Origin of the sequence: Bacillus sp. PS95, from assembly GCF_037963565.1 — a bacterium.
In the GTDB taxonomy this organism is placed as follows: domain Bacteria; phylum Bacillota; class Bacilli; order Bacillales; family Bacillaceae; genus Bacillus; species Bacillus subtilis.
Window position 1 is genome coordinate 16,962 of the sequence record NZ_CP150160.1, and the last position, 15,539, is coordinate 32,500.

Sequence of the window (15,539 nt, forward strand, 5' to 3'; positions counted from 1 at the left end):
TTTTATACTGATTATGATAAAATTTATACTGTTGTGCATTGAAAATGTCCTTAACGGCTTAATTATAGATGAAGAAAATGAAATACGGAGGTCGTACGATTGAACATCAAGAAATGTAAACAGCTACTGATGTCATTGGTTGTGTTAACTCTAGCTGTCACGTGTCTGGCTCCAATGTCAAAAGCAAAAGCAGCCAGCGATCCAATTGATATCAATGCATCTGCTGCTATTATGATCGAAGCTTCTTCAGGTAAAATTCTTTACAGTAAAAATGCAGATAAGAGACTGCCAATTGCGAGTATGACAAAAATGATGACAGAGTATCTGTTATTAGAAGCAATTGATCAAGGTAAAGTGAAATGGGACCAAACCTATACGCCTGATGACTATGTGTATGAAATTTCCCAAGATAACAGCTTATCAAACGTTCCTCTTCGGAAAGACGGGAAATACACAGTAAAAGAATTATATCAAGCTACAGCAATTTATTCTGCAAATGCTGCTGCTATTGCGATTGCAGAAATCGTTGCCGGTTCTGAAACTAAGTTTGTTGAAAAAATGAATGCAAAAGCAAAAGAACTAGGCTTAACAGATTACAAATTTGTTAACGCAACAGGTCTTGAAAACAAAGATCTTCACGGGCATCAGCCTGAGGGGACAAGCGTAAATGAAGAAAGTGAAGTTTCTGCAAAGGATATGGCAATTCTTGCGGATCACTTGATTACTGACTACCCTGAGATACTGGAGACTTCCAGTATCGCCAAAACGAAATTCAGAGAAGGCACCGATGATGAAATGGACATGCCGAACTGGAATTTTATGCTGAAGGGGCTTGTCAGCGAGTATAAAAAAGCGACTGTAGACGGACTGAAAACAGGTTCTACTGACTCTGCGGGTTCATGCTTTACAGGAACAGCTGAACGCAACGGTATGCGTGTCATCACTGTTGTTTTAAACGCAAAGGGCAACCTTCATACAGGCCGTTTCGATGAAACGAAGAAAATGTTTGATTATGCTTTCGACAATTTCTCCATGAAAGAAATTTATGCTGAAGGCGATCAAGTAAAGGGCCATAAAACAATTTCAGTTGATAAGGGTAAAGAGAAAGAAGTAGGCATTGTGACAAACAAGGCGTTCTCTCTTCCTGTCAAAAATGGTGAAGAAAAGAATTACAAAGCGAAGGTCACACTGAATAAAGACAACTTAACTGCTCCTGTGAAAAAAGGAACCAAGGTTGGGAAGCTGACTGCGGAATACACAGGTGATGAAAAGGATTACGGATTCCTTAACAGCGATCTGGCTGGCGTAGACCTTGTTACAAAAGAAAATGTAGAAAAAGCAAACTGGTTTGTTTTGACAATGCGCAGTATCGGCGGATTTTTTGCCGGAATTTGGGGAAGCATTGTTGATACGGTAACCGGCTGGTTTTAATCAATTGAAAGAGCTCTGATGGATGTTAGGGCTCTTTCGCGTAATATACTGAAAAAACCCAATTTTTAATAAAAAATGATTTTCAAAGCGCTAAAAACCGAATAAAATAGTATATATCCATATGAATTATTGGATTTCTAGGATACAATAAGGATTAGAAATCATATAACTATACCTTGATTAGGGGGACCAAGAAATGGCTCAAACAGGTACTGAACGTGTAAAACGCGGAATGGCAGAAATGCAAAAAGGCGGCGTCATCATGGACGTCATCAATGCGGAACAAGCGAAAATCGCTGAAGAAGCTGGAGCTGTCGCTGTAATGGCGCTAGAACGTGTGCCAGCAGATATTCGCGCGGCTGGAGGAGTTGCCCGTATGGCTGACCCTACAATCGTGGAAGAAGTAATGAATGCAGTATCTATCCCGGTAATGGCAAAAGCGCGTATCGGACATATTGTTGAAGCGCGTGTGCTTGAAGCTATGGGTGTTGACTATATTGATGAAAGTGAAGTTCTGACGCCGGCTGACGAAGAATTTCATTTAAATAAAAATGAATACACAGTTCCTTTTGTCTGTGGCTGCCGTGATCTTGGTGAAGCAACACGCCGTATTGCGGAAGGTGCTTCTATGCTTCGCACAAAAGGTGAGCCTGGAACAGGTAATATTGTTGAGGCTGTTCGCCATATGCGCAAAGTTAACGCTCAAGTGCGCAAAGTAGTTGCGATGAGTGAGGATGAACTAATGACAGAAGCGAAAAACCTAGGTGCTCCTTACGAGCTTCTTCTTCAAATTAAAAAAGACGGCAAGCTTCCTGTCGTTAACTTTGCCGCTGGCGGCGTAGCAACTCCAGCTGATGCTGCTCTCATGATGCAGCTCGGTGCTGACGGAGTATTTGTTGGTTCTGGTATTTTCAAATCAGACAACCCTGCTAAATTTGCGAAAGCAATTGTGGAAGCAACAACTCACTTTACTGATTACAAATTGATCGCTGAGTTGTCAAAAGAGCTTGGTACTGCAATGAAAGGGATTGAAATCTCAAACTTACTTCCAGAACAGCGTATGCAAGAACGCGGCTGGTAAGAACATAGGAGCGCTGCTGACATGTTAACAATAGGTGTACTAGGACTTCAAGGAGCAGTTAGAGAGCACATCCATGCGATTGAAGCATGCGGCGCGGCTGGTCTTGTCGTAAAACGTCCGGAGCAGCTGAACGAAGTTGACGGGTTGATTTTGCCGGGCGGTGAGAGCACGACGATGCGCCGTTTGATCGATACGTATCAATTCATGGAGCCGCTTCGTGAATTCGCTGCTCAGGGCAAACCGATGTTTGGAACATGTGCCGGATTAATTATATTAGCAAAAGAAATTGCCGGTTCAGATAATCCTCATTTAGGTCTTCTGAATGTGGTTGTGGAACGTAATTCATTTGGCCGGCAGGTTGACAGCTTTGAAGCTGATTTAACAATTAAAGGATTGGACGAGCCTTTTACAGGGGTATTCATTCGTGCTCCGCATATTTTAGAAGCTGGTGAAAATGTTGAAGTTTTATCGGAGCATAATGGTCGTATTGTAGCCGCGAAACAGGGGCAATTCCTTGGCTGCTCATTCCATCCGGAGCTGACAGAAGATCACCGAGTGACAAAGCTGTTTGTTGAAATGGTTGAGGAATACAAGCAAAAGGCACTTGTATAAAACAGTTGAAAGCTGTGGAAACTTATAGTACATTATAAGCACAAATAAAGATCGAAAAGCGTTGATAGGAACTAGTAGGGAGCCTCTCTTTCTAAGAGAGCCGATGGTTGGTGCGAATCGGTGAAAGATGCTGTCTGAATCCATCCTTGAGCGAAATGCTGAAACAAGTAGGCATTTACGGGATAACCGTTATGTTTGAAAGTGGAAAACGAGTCTTTGATTTGTTTTCAATCAGGGTGGCAACGCGAGAGCTCTCGTCCCTTTATGGGGATGAGGGCTCTTTTTATTTTCGACAAATCAATAAAAAAAGGAGTGTTTCGCATGCTTGATACGAAAATGCTGAGAGCAAATTTTCAAGAAATTAAAGCAAAGCTTGTACACAAAGGCGAAGACTTAACTGATTTTGATAAGTTTGAGGCGCTGGATGATAGACGAAGAGAGCTTATCGGCAAGGTTGAAGAGTTAAAAGGAAAACGAAATGAAGTTTCTCAGCAGGTTGCTGTGCTGAAGCGTGAGAAAAAAGACGCGGATCACATTATTAAAGAAATGCGTGAAGTCGGCGAGGAAATTAAAAAGCTTGATGAAGAATTGCGAACAGTGGAAGCTGAGCTTGATACAATCCTTCTCTCAATCCCGAATATTCCGCATGAGTCTGTACCTGTCGGTGAAACAGAAGACGACAACGTAGAAGTGCGTAAATGGGGTGAAAAGCCTTCATTTGCTTATGAGCCGAAGCCGCACTGGGATATTGCGGATGAGCTGGGTATTCTGGATTTTGAACGTGCTGCCAAAGTAACAGGAAGCCGTTTCGTGTTCTATAAAGGCTTAGGTGCTCGTTTGGAGCGTGCGCTTTATAACTTTATGCTTGATCTGCATGTGGATGAGTATAACTACACTGAAGTGATCCCGCCATATATGGTAAACCGCGCAAGTATGACGGGAACGGGGCAGCTTCCTAAATTTGAAGAGGATGCATTTAAAATCAGAGAAGAAGATTATTTCTTAATTCCAACGGCGGAAGTGCCGATTACAAACATGCATCGCGATGAAATCCTTTCAGGTGACAGCCTGCCGATCAACTATGCGGCATTCAGTGCTTGCTTCCGTTCTGAAGCTGGTTCAGCAGGACGTGACACACGCGGATTAATTCGTCAGCACCAATTTAATAAAGTTGAGCTTGTAAAGTTTGTGAAGCCTGAAGATTCTTATGAAGAATTAGAGAAGCTTACAAACCAAGCAGAACGGGTTCTTCAGCTGCTTGAACTTCCATACCGTGTCATGAGCATGTGTACGGGTGACTTAGGCTTTACGGCTGCGAAAAAATACGATATCGAAGTTTGGATTCCAAGCCAAGACACATATCGAGAAATCTCTTCTTGTAGCAACTTCGAAGCGTTCCAGGCGAGACGTGCGAATATTCGTTTCAGACGTGAAGCGAAAGGCAAGCCTGAGCATGTACACACACTGAACGGTTCAGGACTGGCGGTTGGAAGAACAGTTGCTGCTATCTTAGAAAATTATCAGCAGGAAGACGGAAGCGTTGTGATTCCGAAAGTGCTTCGTCCTTATATGGGGAATAGAGAAGTAATGAAACCGTAAATTATGGAAAGGCGTGCCTGACAAGGTGCGCCTTTTTGCTTATGTAAACACGGCATTTTCATAAAAACAAAAAAAGTTTTTAAAAAAGCTTGACCACACGAGAACATACGTGATATAGTAAGTCTTGTCGATACGGAGGAATACCCAAGTCCGGCTGAAGGGATCGGTCTTGAAAACCGACAGGGGTGTCAAAGCCCGCGGGGGTTCGAATCCCTCTTCCTCCGCCATATTGATTTTAATTCTAATGAAACACAAGCATATATTGGAGATTGTTTTGTCCGTTGCATTCGGTGCGGCGGATTTTTTATTTTAAAGAAAAAGTGAATCTCGACTGAGATTCACTTTTTTTGATTATCATGAATAACTGAAGCAATTTGATCTACAATATGTTCAATCGAGTTTTCGTCGTTTAGAAGATCATAATCTTCAATGCGAAGTTTTAAAACAGGGCAGGCATTAAAACCGCTTATCCAGTTCTCGTAGCGTGTATGCATTTCTTCCCAATAAGACCGGCTTGTCTGAAGCTCCATCTCGCGGCCGCGTTGTTCAATCCGGTTTAAAATGTTCTCCAGATCTCCTTCTAAATAGATCAACACATCTGGGTGTGGGAAATACGGTGTCATTACCATTGCTTCGAAAAGGCTTGTGTAAGTCTTATAATCAACCTTTGACATTGTCCCTTTATCAGCATGCATTTTTGCGAAAATCCCTGTATCTTCATAAATCGAACGATCCTGTACAAAACCTCCGCCGGCTTCAAAAATTGTTTTCTGTTCTTTGAAGCGTTCAGCTAAGAAATAAATTTGAAGGTGAAAGCTCCAACGTTCAAAATCATGATAGAACTTTTCCAAGTATGGATTATGATCGACTTCCTCCAAAGATGTTTTAAATCCAAGCCGTTTAGCTAAAGTTTTTGTTAAAGTCGATTTTCCGACACCTACTGTTCCTGCTACTGTAATAATTGAATTCTTAGGGATATGATGTTCCTTCATACGATAAGCTCCTTTACATGGGCGGCAATGCGTTCAAAGTCGCTCTTATTCAAAACGAAATCCTTTGAATCACCATCTACGGTTAACACTGTAAGTTCAGGGTCTGCTTCCTGCAGCTGCTTGATGGCGACTTCATAATCTGAAATCAGCTGCTCCAAATAGCTAGTTTCAATTTTTTTCTCAAAGGGGCGCCCGCGTTTTTCAATGCGGTGTAGCAATGTAGGCAGACTGGCCTTTATGTAAATGATGAAATTCGGCTTTGGCAGATCATCCGTTAGCAGGTGATATATCTTTTTGTATTTTTCCAGCTGATGTGGAGACAAGGTGCGTTCCGCAAAAATCACATTTTTATAAATATGATAATCAGCTATTACAGGCTGTCCCTTTTTTAAAAAGTGATCACTGGTGTCTTCAAGCTGTTTGTATCTGTGACAAAGAAAAAACATCTCGAGCTGGAAGCTCCATTCCTCTATATTGTCATAAAACTTATCAAGGTACGGGTTATCCTCTACAATCTCATTGATCATAGGGAATCCGAATTCTTGTGAGAGCATCGTTGCGAGAGTTGTTTTTCCTGCCCCGATAGGACCTTCTATTGCAATAAAAGGGGCTGTATTCATCGGAATCCTCCTTATATCTGAAAAACGTGCGTCAGTTACCGACCTTCATATTGTATCACAACCCTTGGGTGCCCCCATGAAAAAAAGACGTTTCCAAATTATCGAAACGTCTTTTTGACAACATTAAATTGATCAGACAGCAGCAGCCAGTTTTGTGGAAAGGAAAGACCCAGCTTCCAATAGCTGATGCCTCTTAAATTCAGCTCTTTAATCAGATTGAATTTTGCTTGAATCGAGCGGGCATCCTCGAACCATACCTCGTGCCTTCTGTTTTCTGCATCAGTATAGCGGAAGAAAGGAGCTTGAGCGGTTTGGTCATATTGAATGGAAGCATTGTTCTGATCAGCTATGACAATGGCTTGCTGAGGGCTTACTGCTCTTGCCGGAGTTCCCCCTGCTGTATATGGCAGCGTCCAGTCATATCCATATAAATTCTGGCCCATGACAATTTTGTTCGCAGGCATTTCAGTCAAAGCATATTCTATGACATCACGGACAGGTCCAATTGGAGAAACCGCTTGAGGCGGCCCGCCGCTATAGCCCCATTCATATGTCATGAGAACAACAAAGTCGACAATTTGGCCATGTGCCCTGTAATCATGAGCTTCATACCACCTGCCCTGCTGTGTTGCACTTGTTTTAGGAGCAAGAGCCGTAGAAATTTCTAAGCCCTCTCGATGAAAAAGATCTCTTGCTTCGCGGAGGAATTGATTATAGGCCTCTCTATCCTGGGGCCGCAAATATTCAAAGTCGAAATGAATGTCACGGAAGCCATATCTTCTGGCATTCTCGACTATTTCATTTAGAAGCCGTCTTTTTACAGTTTCGTCGTTCAAAAGGATCCGGCCAAGTTCATCGCTGAATGCCTGGTTTTCTAGGTTCGTTATAATCATCATCAATGTTGTATTTTGACTTTCTGTAATGCTCCTTAAATTCGTTAAAGGCGGTGCGACTAAGGTTCCGTTCCGCTGTGCCTGGAAGCTGAATGCGCCAAGGTACGTTAAGTAGGGTGACGCTTCTCTGGCCGCCTGCTGGAGATTTTCGCTGACTTGATTTCCTCGGGGCTCCAAATAAGCATTTGATTCGATGTCTCGTTTAGGGGCTGGTGGGATGTATATACGGAAACCAATCTGAAGCACGGTATTTAACTGGATGCGGTTAACCCTTGCGAGCTCGGCTGCCGTTGTATTGAACTGCCGGGCGATAGATGTCAGGGTATCACCTCGCTTCACATCATAGAACTGGCCAGCTATTGGAATGACAATGGTTTGTCCGACAACAAGGCTGTCGGGATTCGGTATTTCATTCGTTTCAGTGATGTCATTTGCGGTTGTTCTGTATTGTGAAGCGATAGCAGAAAGAGTGTCGCCTTGTTTTACCACATAAATTTGAATGAAAAACGCCTCCTTTCATATCGCTATCAATGTATGAAAGAAAAGCGCTGATCATGTTTATTTTTCTGTAATTTGTTCTTCCGTCGTAATTTCTGCGAAAAGAACATTCTCCATCATAGTTAAGGCGAATTTGTTATCTTCGTCACTGTTTGACGCGATACAGTCCTTAGGAATCGTGATGCTGTATTCCCTCATATAAGCGTCATTAGCGGTAAACAGCACACATATATTGCCGGCTATACCTGTTAAGATAATATGTCTCACCTGCAACTCAGTAAGAAGGGTGTGAAGTGCAGTTTCGTAGAAAGCGGAATGTTTTGGTTTGATTAAAAAATAATCAGCATCTTCCGGGGCTATCTTTGTGATGATATCCTTGCTTCTTTCATTTGTGCATTCTTGCTGAATGTTTTTAATGTCAGCTTGCCAAAGTCCATAATGATCATTGATGTAAATAATCGGCCATTCATTTTGTCTCGCGTGCTCCTTTAATGATAAAATATGAGGAACGATTTTCTCTGTTTTTTTAGCGAGGGTTTCTCCCATATCGAATTCAAAATTATTGATCATGTCTACAATGAGAAGGGCTGTATCTGCTTTGGACAATCGACAGTCTCCTTTCCGTTTCAGTTATAGTTAATATGTAGCCTTTTTAGGCAATGAAAAAACTTTGAAAAGAGAGCTTATCCTTATGACACAAGATGAACTTTATATGAAAGAAGCAATTAAAGAAGCGAAAAAGGCTGAAGAGAAAGGTGAAGTGCCAATAGGTGCGGTGCTTGTCGTTAATGATGAAATTATAGCGCGTGCACATAATTTAAGAGAGACTGAGCAACGATCTATTGCCCATGCAGAAATGCTTGTGATTGATGAAGCGTGTAAGGCACTGGGAACATGGCGGCTGGAAGGTGCGACTCTTTATGTGACGCTTGAGCCTTGTCCAATGTGTGCTGGTGCAGTCGTACTTTCTCGAGTGGAAAAAGTGGTTTTTGGCGCATTTGATCCGAAAGGCGGCTGTTCAGGCACGCTAATGAACCTTCTTCAGGAGGAACGCTTTAATCATCAGGCTGAAGTGGTGAGCGGTGTACTTGAGGAAGAATGCGGCGGAATGCTCAGTGCGTTTTTCAGAGAACTAAGAAAAAAGAAGAAAGCCGCCAGGAAAAACTTGTCTGAATAGTACGGTTGCAATTTTTAGGGGAAACAGATATACTTAAGTGTGCATCGTAATAGATGCAACATAAAATTTGATATTTATTTTGCCGTGCTAAGCGGGGAGGTAGCGGTGCCCTGTACCTGCAATCCGCTCTAGCAGGGCCGAATCCCTTCTCGAGGTTCGTTTACTTTAAGGCCTGCCTTAAGTAAGTGGTGTTGACGTTTGGGTCCTGCGCAATGGGAATTCATGAACCATGTCAGGTCCGGAAGGAAGCAGCATTAAGTGAAACCTCTCATGTGCCGCAGGGTTGCCTGGGCCGAGCTAACTGCTTAAGTAACGCTTAGGGTAGCGAATCGACAGAAGGTGCACGGTAAATCAATCATCAAATTTTCAGACTCACCTAACATTAGGTGAGTTTTTTGTTATGTAAAAAGAGCTTTTGGAATCGAAACAAGGTTCATGTATAATGGGAATGATGAATAACGGAGGAGGGCAAACCCGTGAGTTACCAAGCTTTATATCGAGTATTCAGGCCTCAGCGCTTTGAAGATGTGGTCGGACAAGAACACATTACAAAAACGCTGCAAAATGCCCTTTTGCAAAAAAAGTTTTCTCACGCCTATCTGTTTTCCGGGCCAAGAGGAACCGGAAAAACCAGTGCAGCCAAAATATTTGCTAAGGCTGTCAACTGTGAACATGCTCCTGTTGATGAGCCATGCAACGAATGTGCGGCCTGTAAAGGGATAACAAACGGGTCAATATCCGATGTCATAGAAATTGACGCCGCTTCTAATAACGGTGTTGATGAGATTCGTGACATTCGTGATAAAGTGAAGTTTGCCCCATCGGCCGTAACATATAAGGTATATATCATAGATGAGGTGCATATGCTTTCTATCGGCGCTTTTAATGCATTACTAAAAACATTAGAAGAGCCGCCTGAGCATTGTATTTTCATATTAGCAACAACTGAACCGCACAAAATTCCTTTAACCATTATCTCTAGATGTCAGCGTTTTGACTTTAAACGAATTACCTCCCAAGCGATTGTAGGCCGCATGAATAAAATTGTTGATGCTGAACAGCTGCAAGTGGAGGAAGGATCGCTGGAAATCATCGCGAGTGCTGCAGACGGAGGGATGAGGGATGCCCTGAGCCTTCTTGATCAGGCCATATCATTCAGCGGCGATATCCTGAAAGTCGAAGATGCGCTTTTAATTACGGGTGCTGTTTCTCAATTATATATCGGGAAGCTTGCAAAATCCCTGCATGATAAAAACGTTTCTGACGCACTGGAAACATTAAATGAATTGCTTCAGCAAGGAAAAGATCCAGCTAAGCTGATAGAAGATATGATTTTCTATTTCAGGGACATGCTGCTGTACAAAACAGCCCCTGGCTTAGAGGGAGTGCTTGAGAAAGTAAAAGTCGATGAAACGTTCCGGGAACTAAGTGAACAAATTCCGGCTCAGGCCCTATATGAAATGATTGATATTCTGAACAAGAGCCATCAGGAAATGAAATGGACAAATCATCCGCGTATCTTTTTCGAAGTGGCCGTTGTGAAGATTTGCCAAACCTCACATCAATCTGCTGCTGATCTCCCGGAAGTGGATATGCTGATGAAAAAAATCCAGCAGCTCGAACAGGAAGTAGAGCGGCTCAAAACAACGGGCATAAAAGCAGCTGCGGAAAGCCCGAAAAAAGAAGCGCCGCGTGTGCCAAAGGGCGGGAAATCCAATTACAAAGCGCCAGTAGGCAGAATTCATGAGATTTTGAAGGAAGCCACAAGACCGGATCTTGATCTGCTCAGAAACAGTTGGGGCAAGCTTCTTGCTCATCTCAAACAGCAAAACAAAGTATCACATGCCGCTTTACTGAATGACAGTGAACCTGTGGCTGCCGGATCGGCGGCATTTGTTCTGAAATTCAAATATGAAATTCATTGTAAAATGGTCGCTGAGGATAACAACGGAGTCCGGACTAATCTTGAGCAGATTTTAGAATCGATGCTCGGAAAAAGAATGGATTTGATTGGCGTTCCAGAAGCACAATGGGGTAAAATAAGAGAAGAATTTTTAGAAGATCATCAGCAGGAAAATGAAGGATCAAATGAACCGGCTGAAGAAGACCCGCTTATTGCCGAAGCGAAAAAGCTTGTTGGAGCGGATTTAATTGAAATAAAAGACTAACAAAATGAAAGAGAGTGAATGCTATGCGTGGCGGAATGGGTAATATGCAAAAAATGATGAAACAAATGCAAAAAATGCAAAAGGACATGGCGAAGGCTCAAGAAGAGCTTGCAGAAAAGGTTGTTGAAGGAACTGCAGGCGGCGGTATGGTAACAGTAAAAGCAAACGGCCAAAAAGAAATCCTGGATGTTATCATCAAAGAAGAAGTCGTTGATCCTGAAGATATTGATATGCTTCAAGATTTAGTGCTTGCTGCAACGAATGAAGCTTTGAAAAAAGTTGACGAAATCACAAACGAAACAATGGGTCAATTTACAAAGGGAATGAACATGCCAGGTTTATTCTAGGGGGATAAAAGAACATGCAATATCCTGAACCAATATCAAAGCTGATTGACAGCTTTATGAAATTGCCAGGGATCGGACCGAAAACAGCGGTTCGTCTGGCTTTTTTTGTTCTAGGTATGAAAGAAGATGTAGTATTAGATTTTGCGAAAGCATTAGTAAATGCGAAACGCAACCTGACATATTGTTCAGTTTGCGGGCATATTACAGATCAGGACCCTTGCTATATATGTGAAGATACGCGCAGGGATAAGTCTGTTATCTGTGTTGTGCAAGACCCTAAGGATGTTATCGCTATGGAGAAAATGAAGGAATACAACGGACAGTATCACGTTCTTCACGGCGCTATTTCTCCAATGGACGGCATCGGACCGGAGGATATTAAAATACCAGAATTGTTAAAACGATTACAGGATGATCAAGTGACAGAAGTGATCCTCGCGACAAACCCTAATATAGAAGGGGAAGCAACGGCGATGTATATATCAAGGCTCCTCAAGCCGTCTGGTATTAAGCTCTCCCGTATTGCCCACGGACTGCCCGTCGGCGGTGACTTGGAATATGCTGACGAGGTCACTCTTTCTAAAGCACTTGAAGGAAGACGTGAATTGTAAGGAGGAAAAAGCGATCCATGGGTTTTCTTCGCAAGAAAACATTAAGAAGAGAGTTTGATGAAAAACTAACCGAGCAGCTTTTTAAGCAAAAGGAAGAGTGGAACAGGCAAAAAAAGCTGGTTGAAAAAAGCTTAGAACCGTCTGCTGAAGTGTTATACGAACTGAAAGTAGCTGAAGCGAAGTATTTTTTTTACTTAAGGGAAGCGAAGCAGCGAAATTTAAAAATCAGCCGGTGGAAGTAAGTGGTCTAAACTCCTGGATCTTCTCATAAGCTTGTACTAGAACAAGCGAAGGAGATGAGAAGATTCATGGAGCCTATTTTTATTATTGGGATTATTTTAGGACTGGTTATTCTTCTTTTTTTATCAGGTTCAGCTGCGAAGCCTTTAAAGTGGATTGGCATCACAGCTGTTAAATTTGTGGCAGGTGCTTTGCTGCTGGTTTGTGTAAATATGTTTGGCGGCAGTCTTGGCATTCATGTGCCGATTAATCTGGTTACAACAGCTATCAGCGGAATTTTAGGGATACCCGGAATAGCTGCGTTAGTCGTCATTAAGCAATTTATCATTTAATTGATATTATGTATTGACTTAGACAACTGAAGGTGTTATTCTAATATACGTCGCTGATGACGAACAGCTTTTTTGAAAAGAAAATGCTAAAAAGTTGTTGACAGTAACGACGGTAAATGTTATGATAATAAAGTCGCTTAAACGAGCGGTAAACAAAGTTCTTTGAAAACTAAACAAGACAAAACGTACCTGTTAATTCAGTTTTTAAAAATCGCACAGCGATGTGCGTAGTCAGTCAAACTACTTTATCGGAGAGTTTGATCCTGGCTCAGGACGAACGCTGGCGGCGTGCCTAATACATGCAAGTCGAGCGGACAGATGGGAGCTTGCTCCCTGATGTTAGCGGCGGACGGGTGAGTAACACGTGGGTAACCTGCCTGTAAGACTGGGATAACTCCGGGAAACCGGGGCTAATACCGGATGGTTGTTTGAACCGCATGGTTCAAACATAAAAGGTGGCTTCGGCTACCACTTACAGATGGACCCGCGGCGCATTAGCTAGTTGGTGAGGTAACGGCTCACCAAGGCAACGATGCGTAGCCGACCTGAGAGGGTGATCGGCCACACTGGGACTGAGACACGGCCCAGACTCCTACGGGAGGCAGCAGTAGGGAATCTTCCGCAATGGACGAAAGTCTGACGGAGCAACGCCGCGTGAGTGATGAAGGTTTTCGGATCGTAAAGCTCTGTTGTTAGGGAAGAACAAGTACCGTTCGAATAGGGCGGTACCTTGACGGTACCTAACCAGAAAGCCACGGCTAACTACGTGCCAGCAGCCGCGGTAATACGTAGGTGGCAAGCGTTGTCCGGAATTATTGGGCGTAAAGGGCTCGCAGGCGGTTTCTTAAGTCTGATGTGAAAGCCCCCGGCTCAACCGGGGAGGGTCATTGGAAACTGGGGAACTTGAGTGCAGAAGAGGAGAGTGGAATTCCACGTGTAGCGGTGAAATGCGTAGAGATGTGGAGGAACACCAGTGGCGAAGGCGACTCTCTGGTCTGTAACTGACGCTGAGGAGCGAAAGCGTGGGGAGCGAACAGGATTAGATACCCTGGTAGTCCACGCCGTAAACGATGAGTGCTAAGTGTTAGGGGGTTTCCGCCCCTTAGTGCTGCAGCTAACGCATTAAGCACTCCGCCTGGGGAGTACGGTCGCAAGACTGAAACTCAAAGGAATTGACGGGGGCCCGCACAAGCGGTGGAGCATGTGGTTTAATTCGAAGCAACGCGAAGAACCTTACCAGGTCTTGACATCCTCTGACAATCCTAGAGATAGGACGTCCCCTTCGGGGGCAGAGTGACAGGTGGTGCATGGTTGTCGTCAGCTCGTGTCGTGAGATGTTGGGTTAAGTCCCGCAACGAGCGCAACCCTTGATCTTAGTTGCCAGCATTCAGTTGGGCACTCTAAGGTGACTGCCGGTGACAAACCGGAGGAAGGTGGGGATGACGTCAAATCATCATGCCCCTTATGACCTGGGCTACACACGTGCTACAATGGACAGAACAAAGGGCAGCGAAACCGCGAGGTTAAGCCAATCCCACAAATCTGTTCTCAGTTCGGATCGCAGTCTGCAACTCGACTGCGTGAAGCTGGAATCGCTAGTAATCGCGGATCAGCATGCCGCGGTGAATACGTTCCCGGGCCTTGTACACACCGCCCGTCACACCACGAGAGTTTGTAACACCCGAAGTCGGTGAGGTAACCTTTTAGGAGCCAGCCGCCGAAGGTGGGACAGATGATTGGGGTGAAGTCGTAACAAGGTAGCCGTATCGGAAGGTGCGGCTGGATCACCTCCTTTCTAAGGATATTATACGGAATATAAGACCTTGGGTCTTATAAACAGAACGTTCCCTGTCTTGTTTAGTTTTGAAGGAACTTTGTTCCTTGAATAAGTTAAGATGGGCCTGTAGCTCAGCTGGTTAGAGCGCACGCCTGATAAGCGTGAGGTCGGTGGTTCGAGTCCACTCAGGCCCACCATCTTATATAACGGGGCCTTAGCTCAGCTGGGAGAGCGCCTGCTTTGCACGCAGGAGGTCAGCGGTTCGATCCCGCTAGGCTCCACCAACGTGTTCTTTGAAAACTAGATAACAGTAGACATCACATTCAATAGTAATACAAGATATCACATGGTGATTCTTTTTAACGGTTAAGTTAGAAAGGGCGCACGGTGGATGCCTTGGCACTAGGAGCCGATGAAGGACGGGACGAACACCGATATGCTTCGGGGAGCTGTAAGCAAGCTTTGATCCGGAGATTTCCGAATGGGGAAACCCACCACTCGTAATGGAGTGGTATCCATATCTGAATTCATAGGATATGAGAAGGCAGACCCGGGGAACTGAAACATCTAAGTACCCGGAGGAAGAGAAAGCAAATGCGATTCCCTGAGTAGCGGCGAGCGAAACGGGATTAGCCCAAACCAAGAGGCTTGCCTCTTGGGGTTGTAGGACACTCTGTACGGAGTTACAAAGGAACGAGGTAGATGAAGAGGTCTGGAAAGGCCCGCCATAGGAGGTAACAGCCCTGTAGTCAAAACTTCGTTCTCTCCTGAGTGGATCCTGAGTACGGCGGAACACGTGAAATTCCGTCGGAATCCGGGAGGACCATCTCCCAAGGCTAAATACTCCCTAGTGACCGATAGTGAACCAGTACCGTGAGGGAAAGGTGAAAAGCACCCCGGAAGGGGAGTGAAAGAGATCCTGAAACCGTGTGCCTACAAGTAGTCAGAGCCCGTTAACGGGTGATGGCGTGCCTTTTGTAGAATGAACCGGCGAGTTACGATCCCGTGCAAGGTTAAGCAGAAGATGCGGAGCCGCAGCGAAAGCGAGTCTGAATAGGGCGCATGAGTACGTGGTCGTAGACCCGAAACCAGGTGATCTACCCATGTCCAGGGTGAAGTTCAGGTAACACTGAATGGAGGCCCGAACCCACGCACGTTGAA

Annotated in this window: 14 protein-coding genes, 3 tRNA genes, 2 rRNA genes, 1 other RNA gene and 1 other annotated feature (1 of these 21 only partly in view); of the genes, 16 read left to right on the plus strand and 4 right to left on the minus strand. The window is 44.2% G+C overall.

Features of this window, described 5'->3' with window-relative positions:
• Positions 1 to 99 precede the first annotated feature (99 nt).
• The 5 genes from dacA to NSQ12_RS00095 all read left to right on the plus strand — a co-directional run bounded on the left by dacA (position 100) and on the right by NSQ12_RS00095 (position 4,950).
• Positions 100 to 1,431 carry a D-alanyl-D-alanine carboxypeptidase gene (gene dacA / locus NSQ12_RS00075; protein WP_015482683.1) on the plus strand — a complete coding sequence of 444 codons (1,332 nt, stop codon included), beginning with the start codon at positions 100 to 102 and terminating at the stop codon, positions 1,429 to 1,431.
• Positions 1,432 to 1,627: 196 nt separating this feature from the next.
• A complete protein-coding gene (gene pdxS / locus NSQ12_RS00080) occupies positions 1,628 to 2,512 on the plus strand; it encodes a pyridoxal 5'-phosphate synthase lyase subunit PdxS (protein WP_003247145.1) in 885 nt (294 codons plus the stop codon).
• 21 nt (positions 2,513 to 2,533) lie between these two features.
• Positions 2,534 to 3,124 carry a pyridoxal 5'-phosphate synthase glutaminase subunit PdxT gene (pdxT, locus tag NSQ12_RS00085; protein WP_029726364.1) on the plus strand — a complete coding sequence of 197 codons (591 nt, stop codon included), beginning with the start codon at positions 2,534 to 2,536 and terminating at the stop codon, positions 3,122 to 3,124.
• Positions 3,125 to 3,176: 52 nt separating this feature from the next.
• Positions 3,177 to 3,389: a binding site (T-box leader), on the plus strand.
• Between the two features lie 56 nt (positions 3,390 to 3,445).
• Positions 3,446 to 4,723 (plus strand): serine--tRNA ligase, encoded by a 1,278-nt coding sequence (serS, locus tag NSQ12_RS00090; RefSeq protein WP_003247131.1) that lies wholly within the window; start codon positions 3,446 to 3,448, stop codon positions 4,721 to 4,723.
• A gap of 134 nt (positions 4,724 to 4,857) precedes the next feature.
• A tRNA-Ser gene (locus NSQ12_RS00095) sits at positions 4,858 to 4,950 on the plus strand.
• A 111-nt stretch (positions 4,951 to 5,061) separates the two neighbouring features.
• Here NSQ12_RS00095 and dck read toward each other — a convergent pair.
• From dck to NSQ12_RS00115, 4 genes are all read right to left on the minus strand, one after another.
• A complete protein-coding gene (gene dck / locus NSQ12_RS00100; RefSeq protein ID WP_015715086.1) occupies positions 5,062 to 5,715 on the minus strand; it encodes a deoxyadenosine/deoxycytidine kinase in 654 nt (217 codons plus the stop codon).
• Positions 5,712 to 6,335, minus strand: coding sequence for a deoxyguanosine kinase (gene dgk, locus NSQ12_RS00105; protein ID WP_003226790.1), 624 nt, complete (start codon positions 6,333 to 6,335; stop codon positions 5,712 to 5,714). Before dgk ends, dck begins: the two co-directional genes overlap by 4 nt.
• Before the next feature lie 98 nt (positions 6,336 to 6,433).
• Complete coding sequence (locus tag NSQ12_RS00110; protein WP_174223695.1) at positions 6,434 to 7,717, minus strand: glycoside hydrolase family 18 protein; 1,284 nt, start codon at positions 7,715 to 7,717, stop codon at positions 6,434 to 6,436.
• Positions 7,718 to 7,786: 69 nt separating this feature from the next.
• A complete protein-coding gene (locus tag NSQ12_RS00115; protein WP_085187900.1) occupies positions 7,787 to 8,332 on the minus strand; it encodes an isochorismatase family cysteine hydrolase in 546 nt (181 codons plus the stop codon).
• Positions 8,333 to 8,417: 85 nt separating this feature from the next.
• Here NSQ12_RS00115 and tadA point away from each other — a divergent pair, with 85 nt between their 5' ends.
• The 11 genes from tadA to NSQ12_RS00170 form a co-directional block, all read left to right on the plus strand.
• Positions 8,418 to 8,903, plus strand: a complete 486-nt coding sequence (gene tadA, locus NSQ12_RS00120) for a tRNA adenosine(34) deaminase TadA (protein ID WP_003226784.1) — start codon at positions 8,418 to 8,420, stop codon at positions 8,901 to 8,903.
• Between the two features lie 82 nt (positions 8,904 to 8,985).
• Positions 8,986 to 9,250: signal recognition particle sRNA large type (gene ffs / locus NSQ12_RS00125), an RNA gene on the plus strand.
• Positions 9,251 to 9,379: 129 nt separating this feature from the next.
• Positions 9,380 to 11,071: a DNA polymerase III subunit gamma/tau gene (gene dnaX / locus NSQ12_RS00130; RefSeq protein WP_003247135.1), complete on the plus strand. Its 1,692-nt coding sequence runs from the start codon at positions 9,380 to 9,382 to the stop codon at positions 11,069 to 11,071.
• Positions 11,072 to 11,094: 23 nt separating this feature from the next.
• Positions 11,095 to 11,418: a YbaB/EbfC family nucleoid-associated protein gene (locus NSQ12_RS00135; RefSeq protein WP_003225427.1), complete on the plus strand. Its 324-nt coding sequence runs from the start codon at positions 11,095 to 11,097 to the stop codon at positions 11,416 to 11,418.
• Positions 11,419 to 11,432: 14 nt separating this feature from the next.
• Positions 11,433 to 12,029: a recombination protein RecR gene (gene recR / locus NSQ12_RS00140; protein ID WP_003225425.1), complete on the plus strand. Its 597-nt coding sequence runs from the start codon at positions 11,433 to 11,435 to the stop codon at positions 12,027 to 12,029.
• A 17-nt stretch (positions 12,030 to 12,046) separates the two neighbouring features.
• Positions 12,047 to 12,271 (plus strand): YaaL family protein, encoded by a 225-nt coding sequence (locus NSQ12_RS00145; RefSeq protein ID WP_003242387.1) that lies wholly within the window; start codon positions 12,047 to 12,049, stop codon positions 12,269 to 12,271.
• Between the two features lie 66 nt (positions 12,272 to 12,337).
• Positions 12,338 to 12,601, plus strand: coding sequence for a sigma-K factor-processing regulator BofA (gene bofA, locus NSQ12_RS00150; protein ID WP_003225421.1), 264 nt, complete (start codon positions 12,338 to 12,340; stop codon positions 12,599 to 12,601).
• Positions 12,602 to 12,846: 245 nt separating this feature from the next.
• Positions 12,847 to 14,396 (plus strand): 16S ribosomal RNA (locus tag NSQ12_RS00155).
• Positions 14,397 to 14,498: 102 nt separating this feature from the next.
• Positions 14,499 to 14,575: transfer RNA gene (locus NSQ12_RS00160), tRNA-Ile, on the plus strand.
• Between the two features lie 11 nt (positions 14,576 to 14,586).
• A tRNA-Ala gene (locus NSQ12_RS00165) sits at positions 14,587 to 14,662 on the plus strand.
• Positions 14,663 to 14,742: 80 nt separating this feature from the next.
• A 23S ribosomal RNA gene (locus NSQ12_RS00170) occupies positions 14,743 to 15,539 on the plus strand; it runs 2,131 nt beyond the window's last position.
• Together the 16S and 23S rRNA genes with 2 tRNA genes alongside form the textbook arrangement of a ribosomal RNA operon.

Excerpts from the sequence above, each read along its gene's own strand:
- pdxS (WP_003247145.1), top strand. The coding sequence starts at position 1,628 with ATGGCTCAAACAGGTACTGAACGTGTAAAACGCGGAATGGCAGAAATG.
- pdxT (WP_029726364.1), top strand. The coding sequence starts at position 2,534 with ATGTTAACAATAGGTGTACTAGGACTTCAAGGAGCAGTTAGAGAGCAC.
- serS (WP_003247131.1), top strand. The coding sequence starts at position 3,446 with ATGCTTGATACGAAAATGCTGAGAGCAAATTTTCAAGAAATTAAAGCA.
- dck (WP_015715086.1), bottom strand. The coding sequence starts at position 5,715 with ATGAAGGAACATCATATCCCTAAGAATTCAATTATTACAGTAGCAGGA.
- dgk (WP_003226790.1), bottom strand. The coding sequence starts at position 6,335 with ATGAATACAGCCCCTTTTATTGCAATAGAAGGTCCTATCGGGGCAGGA.
- tadA (WP_003226784.1), top strand. The coding sequence starts at position 8,418 with ATGACACAAGATGAACTTTATATGAAAGAAGCAATTAAAGAAGCGAAA.
- NSQ12_RS00135 (WP_003225427.1), top strand. The coding sequence starts at position 11,095 with ATGCGTGGCGGAATGGGTAATATGCAAAAAATGATGAAACAAATGCAA.
- recR (WP_003225425.1), top strand. The coding sequence starts at position 11,433 with ATGCAATATCCTGAACCAATATCAAAGCTGATTGACAGCTTTATGAAA.
- NSQ12_RS00145 (WP_003242387.1), top strand. The coding sequence starts at position 12,047 with ATGGGTTTTCTTCGCAAGAAAACATTAAGAAGAGAGTTTGATGAAAAA.
- bofA (WP_003225421.1), top strand. The coding sequence starts at position 12,338 with ATGGAGCCTATTTTTATTATTGGGATTATTTTAGGACTGGTTATTCTT.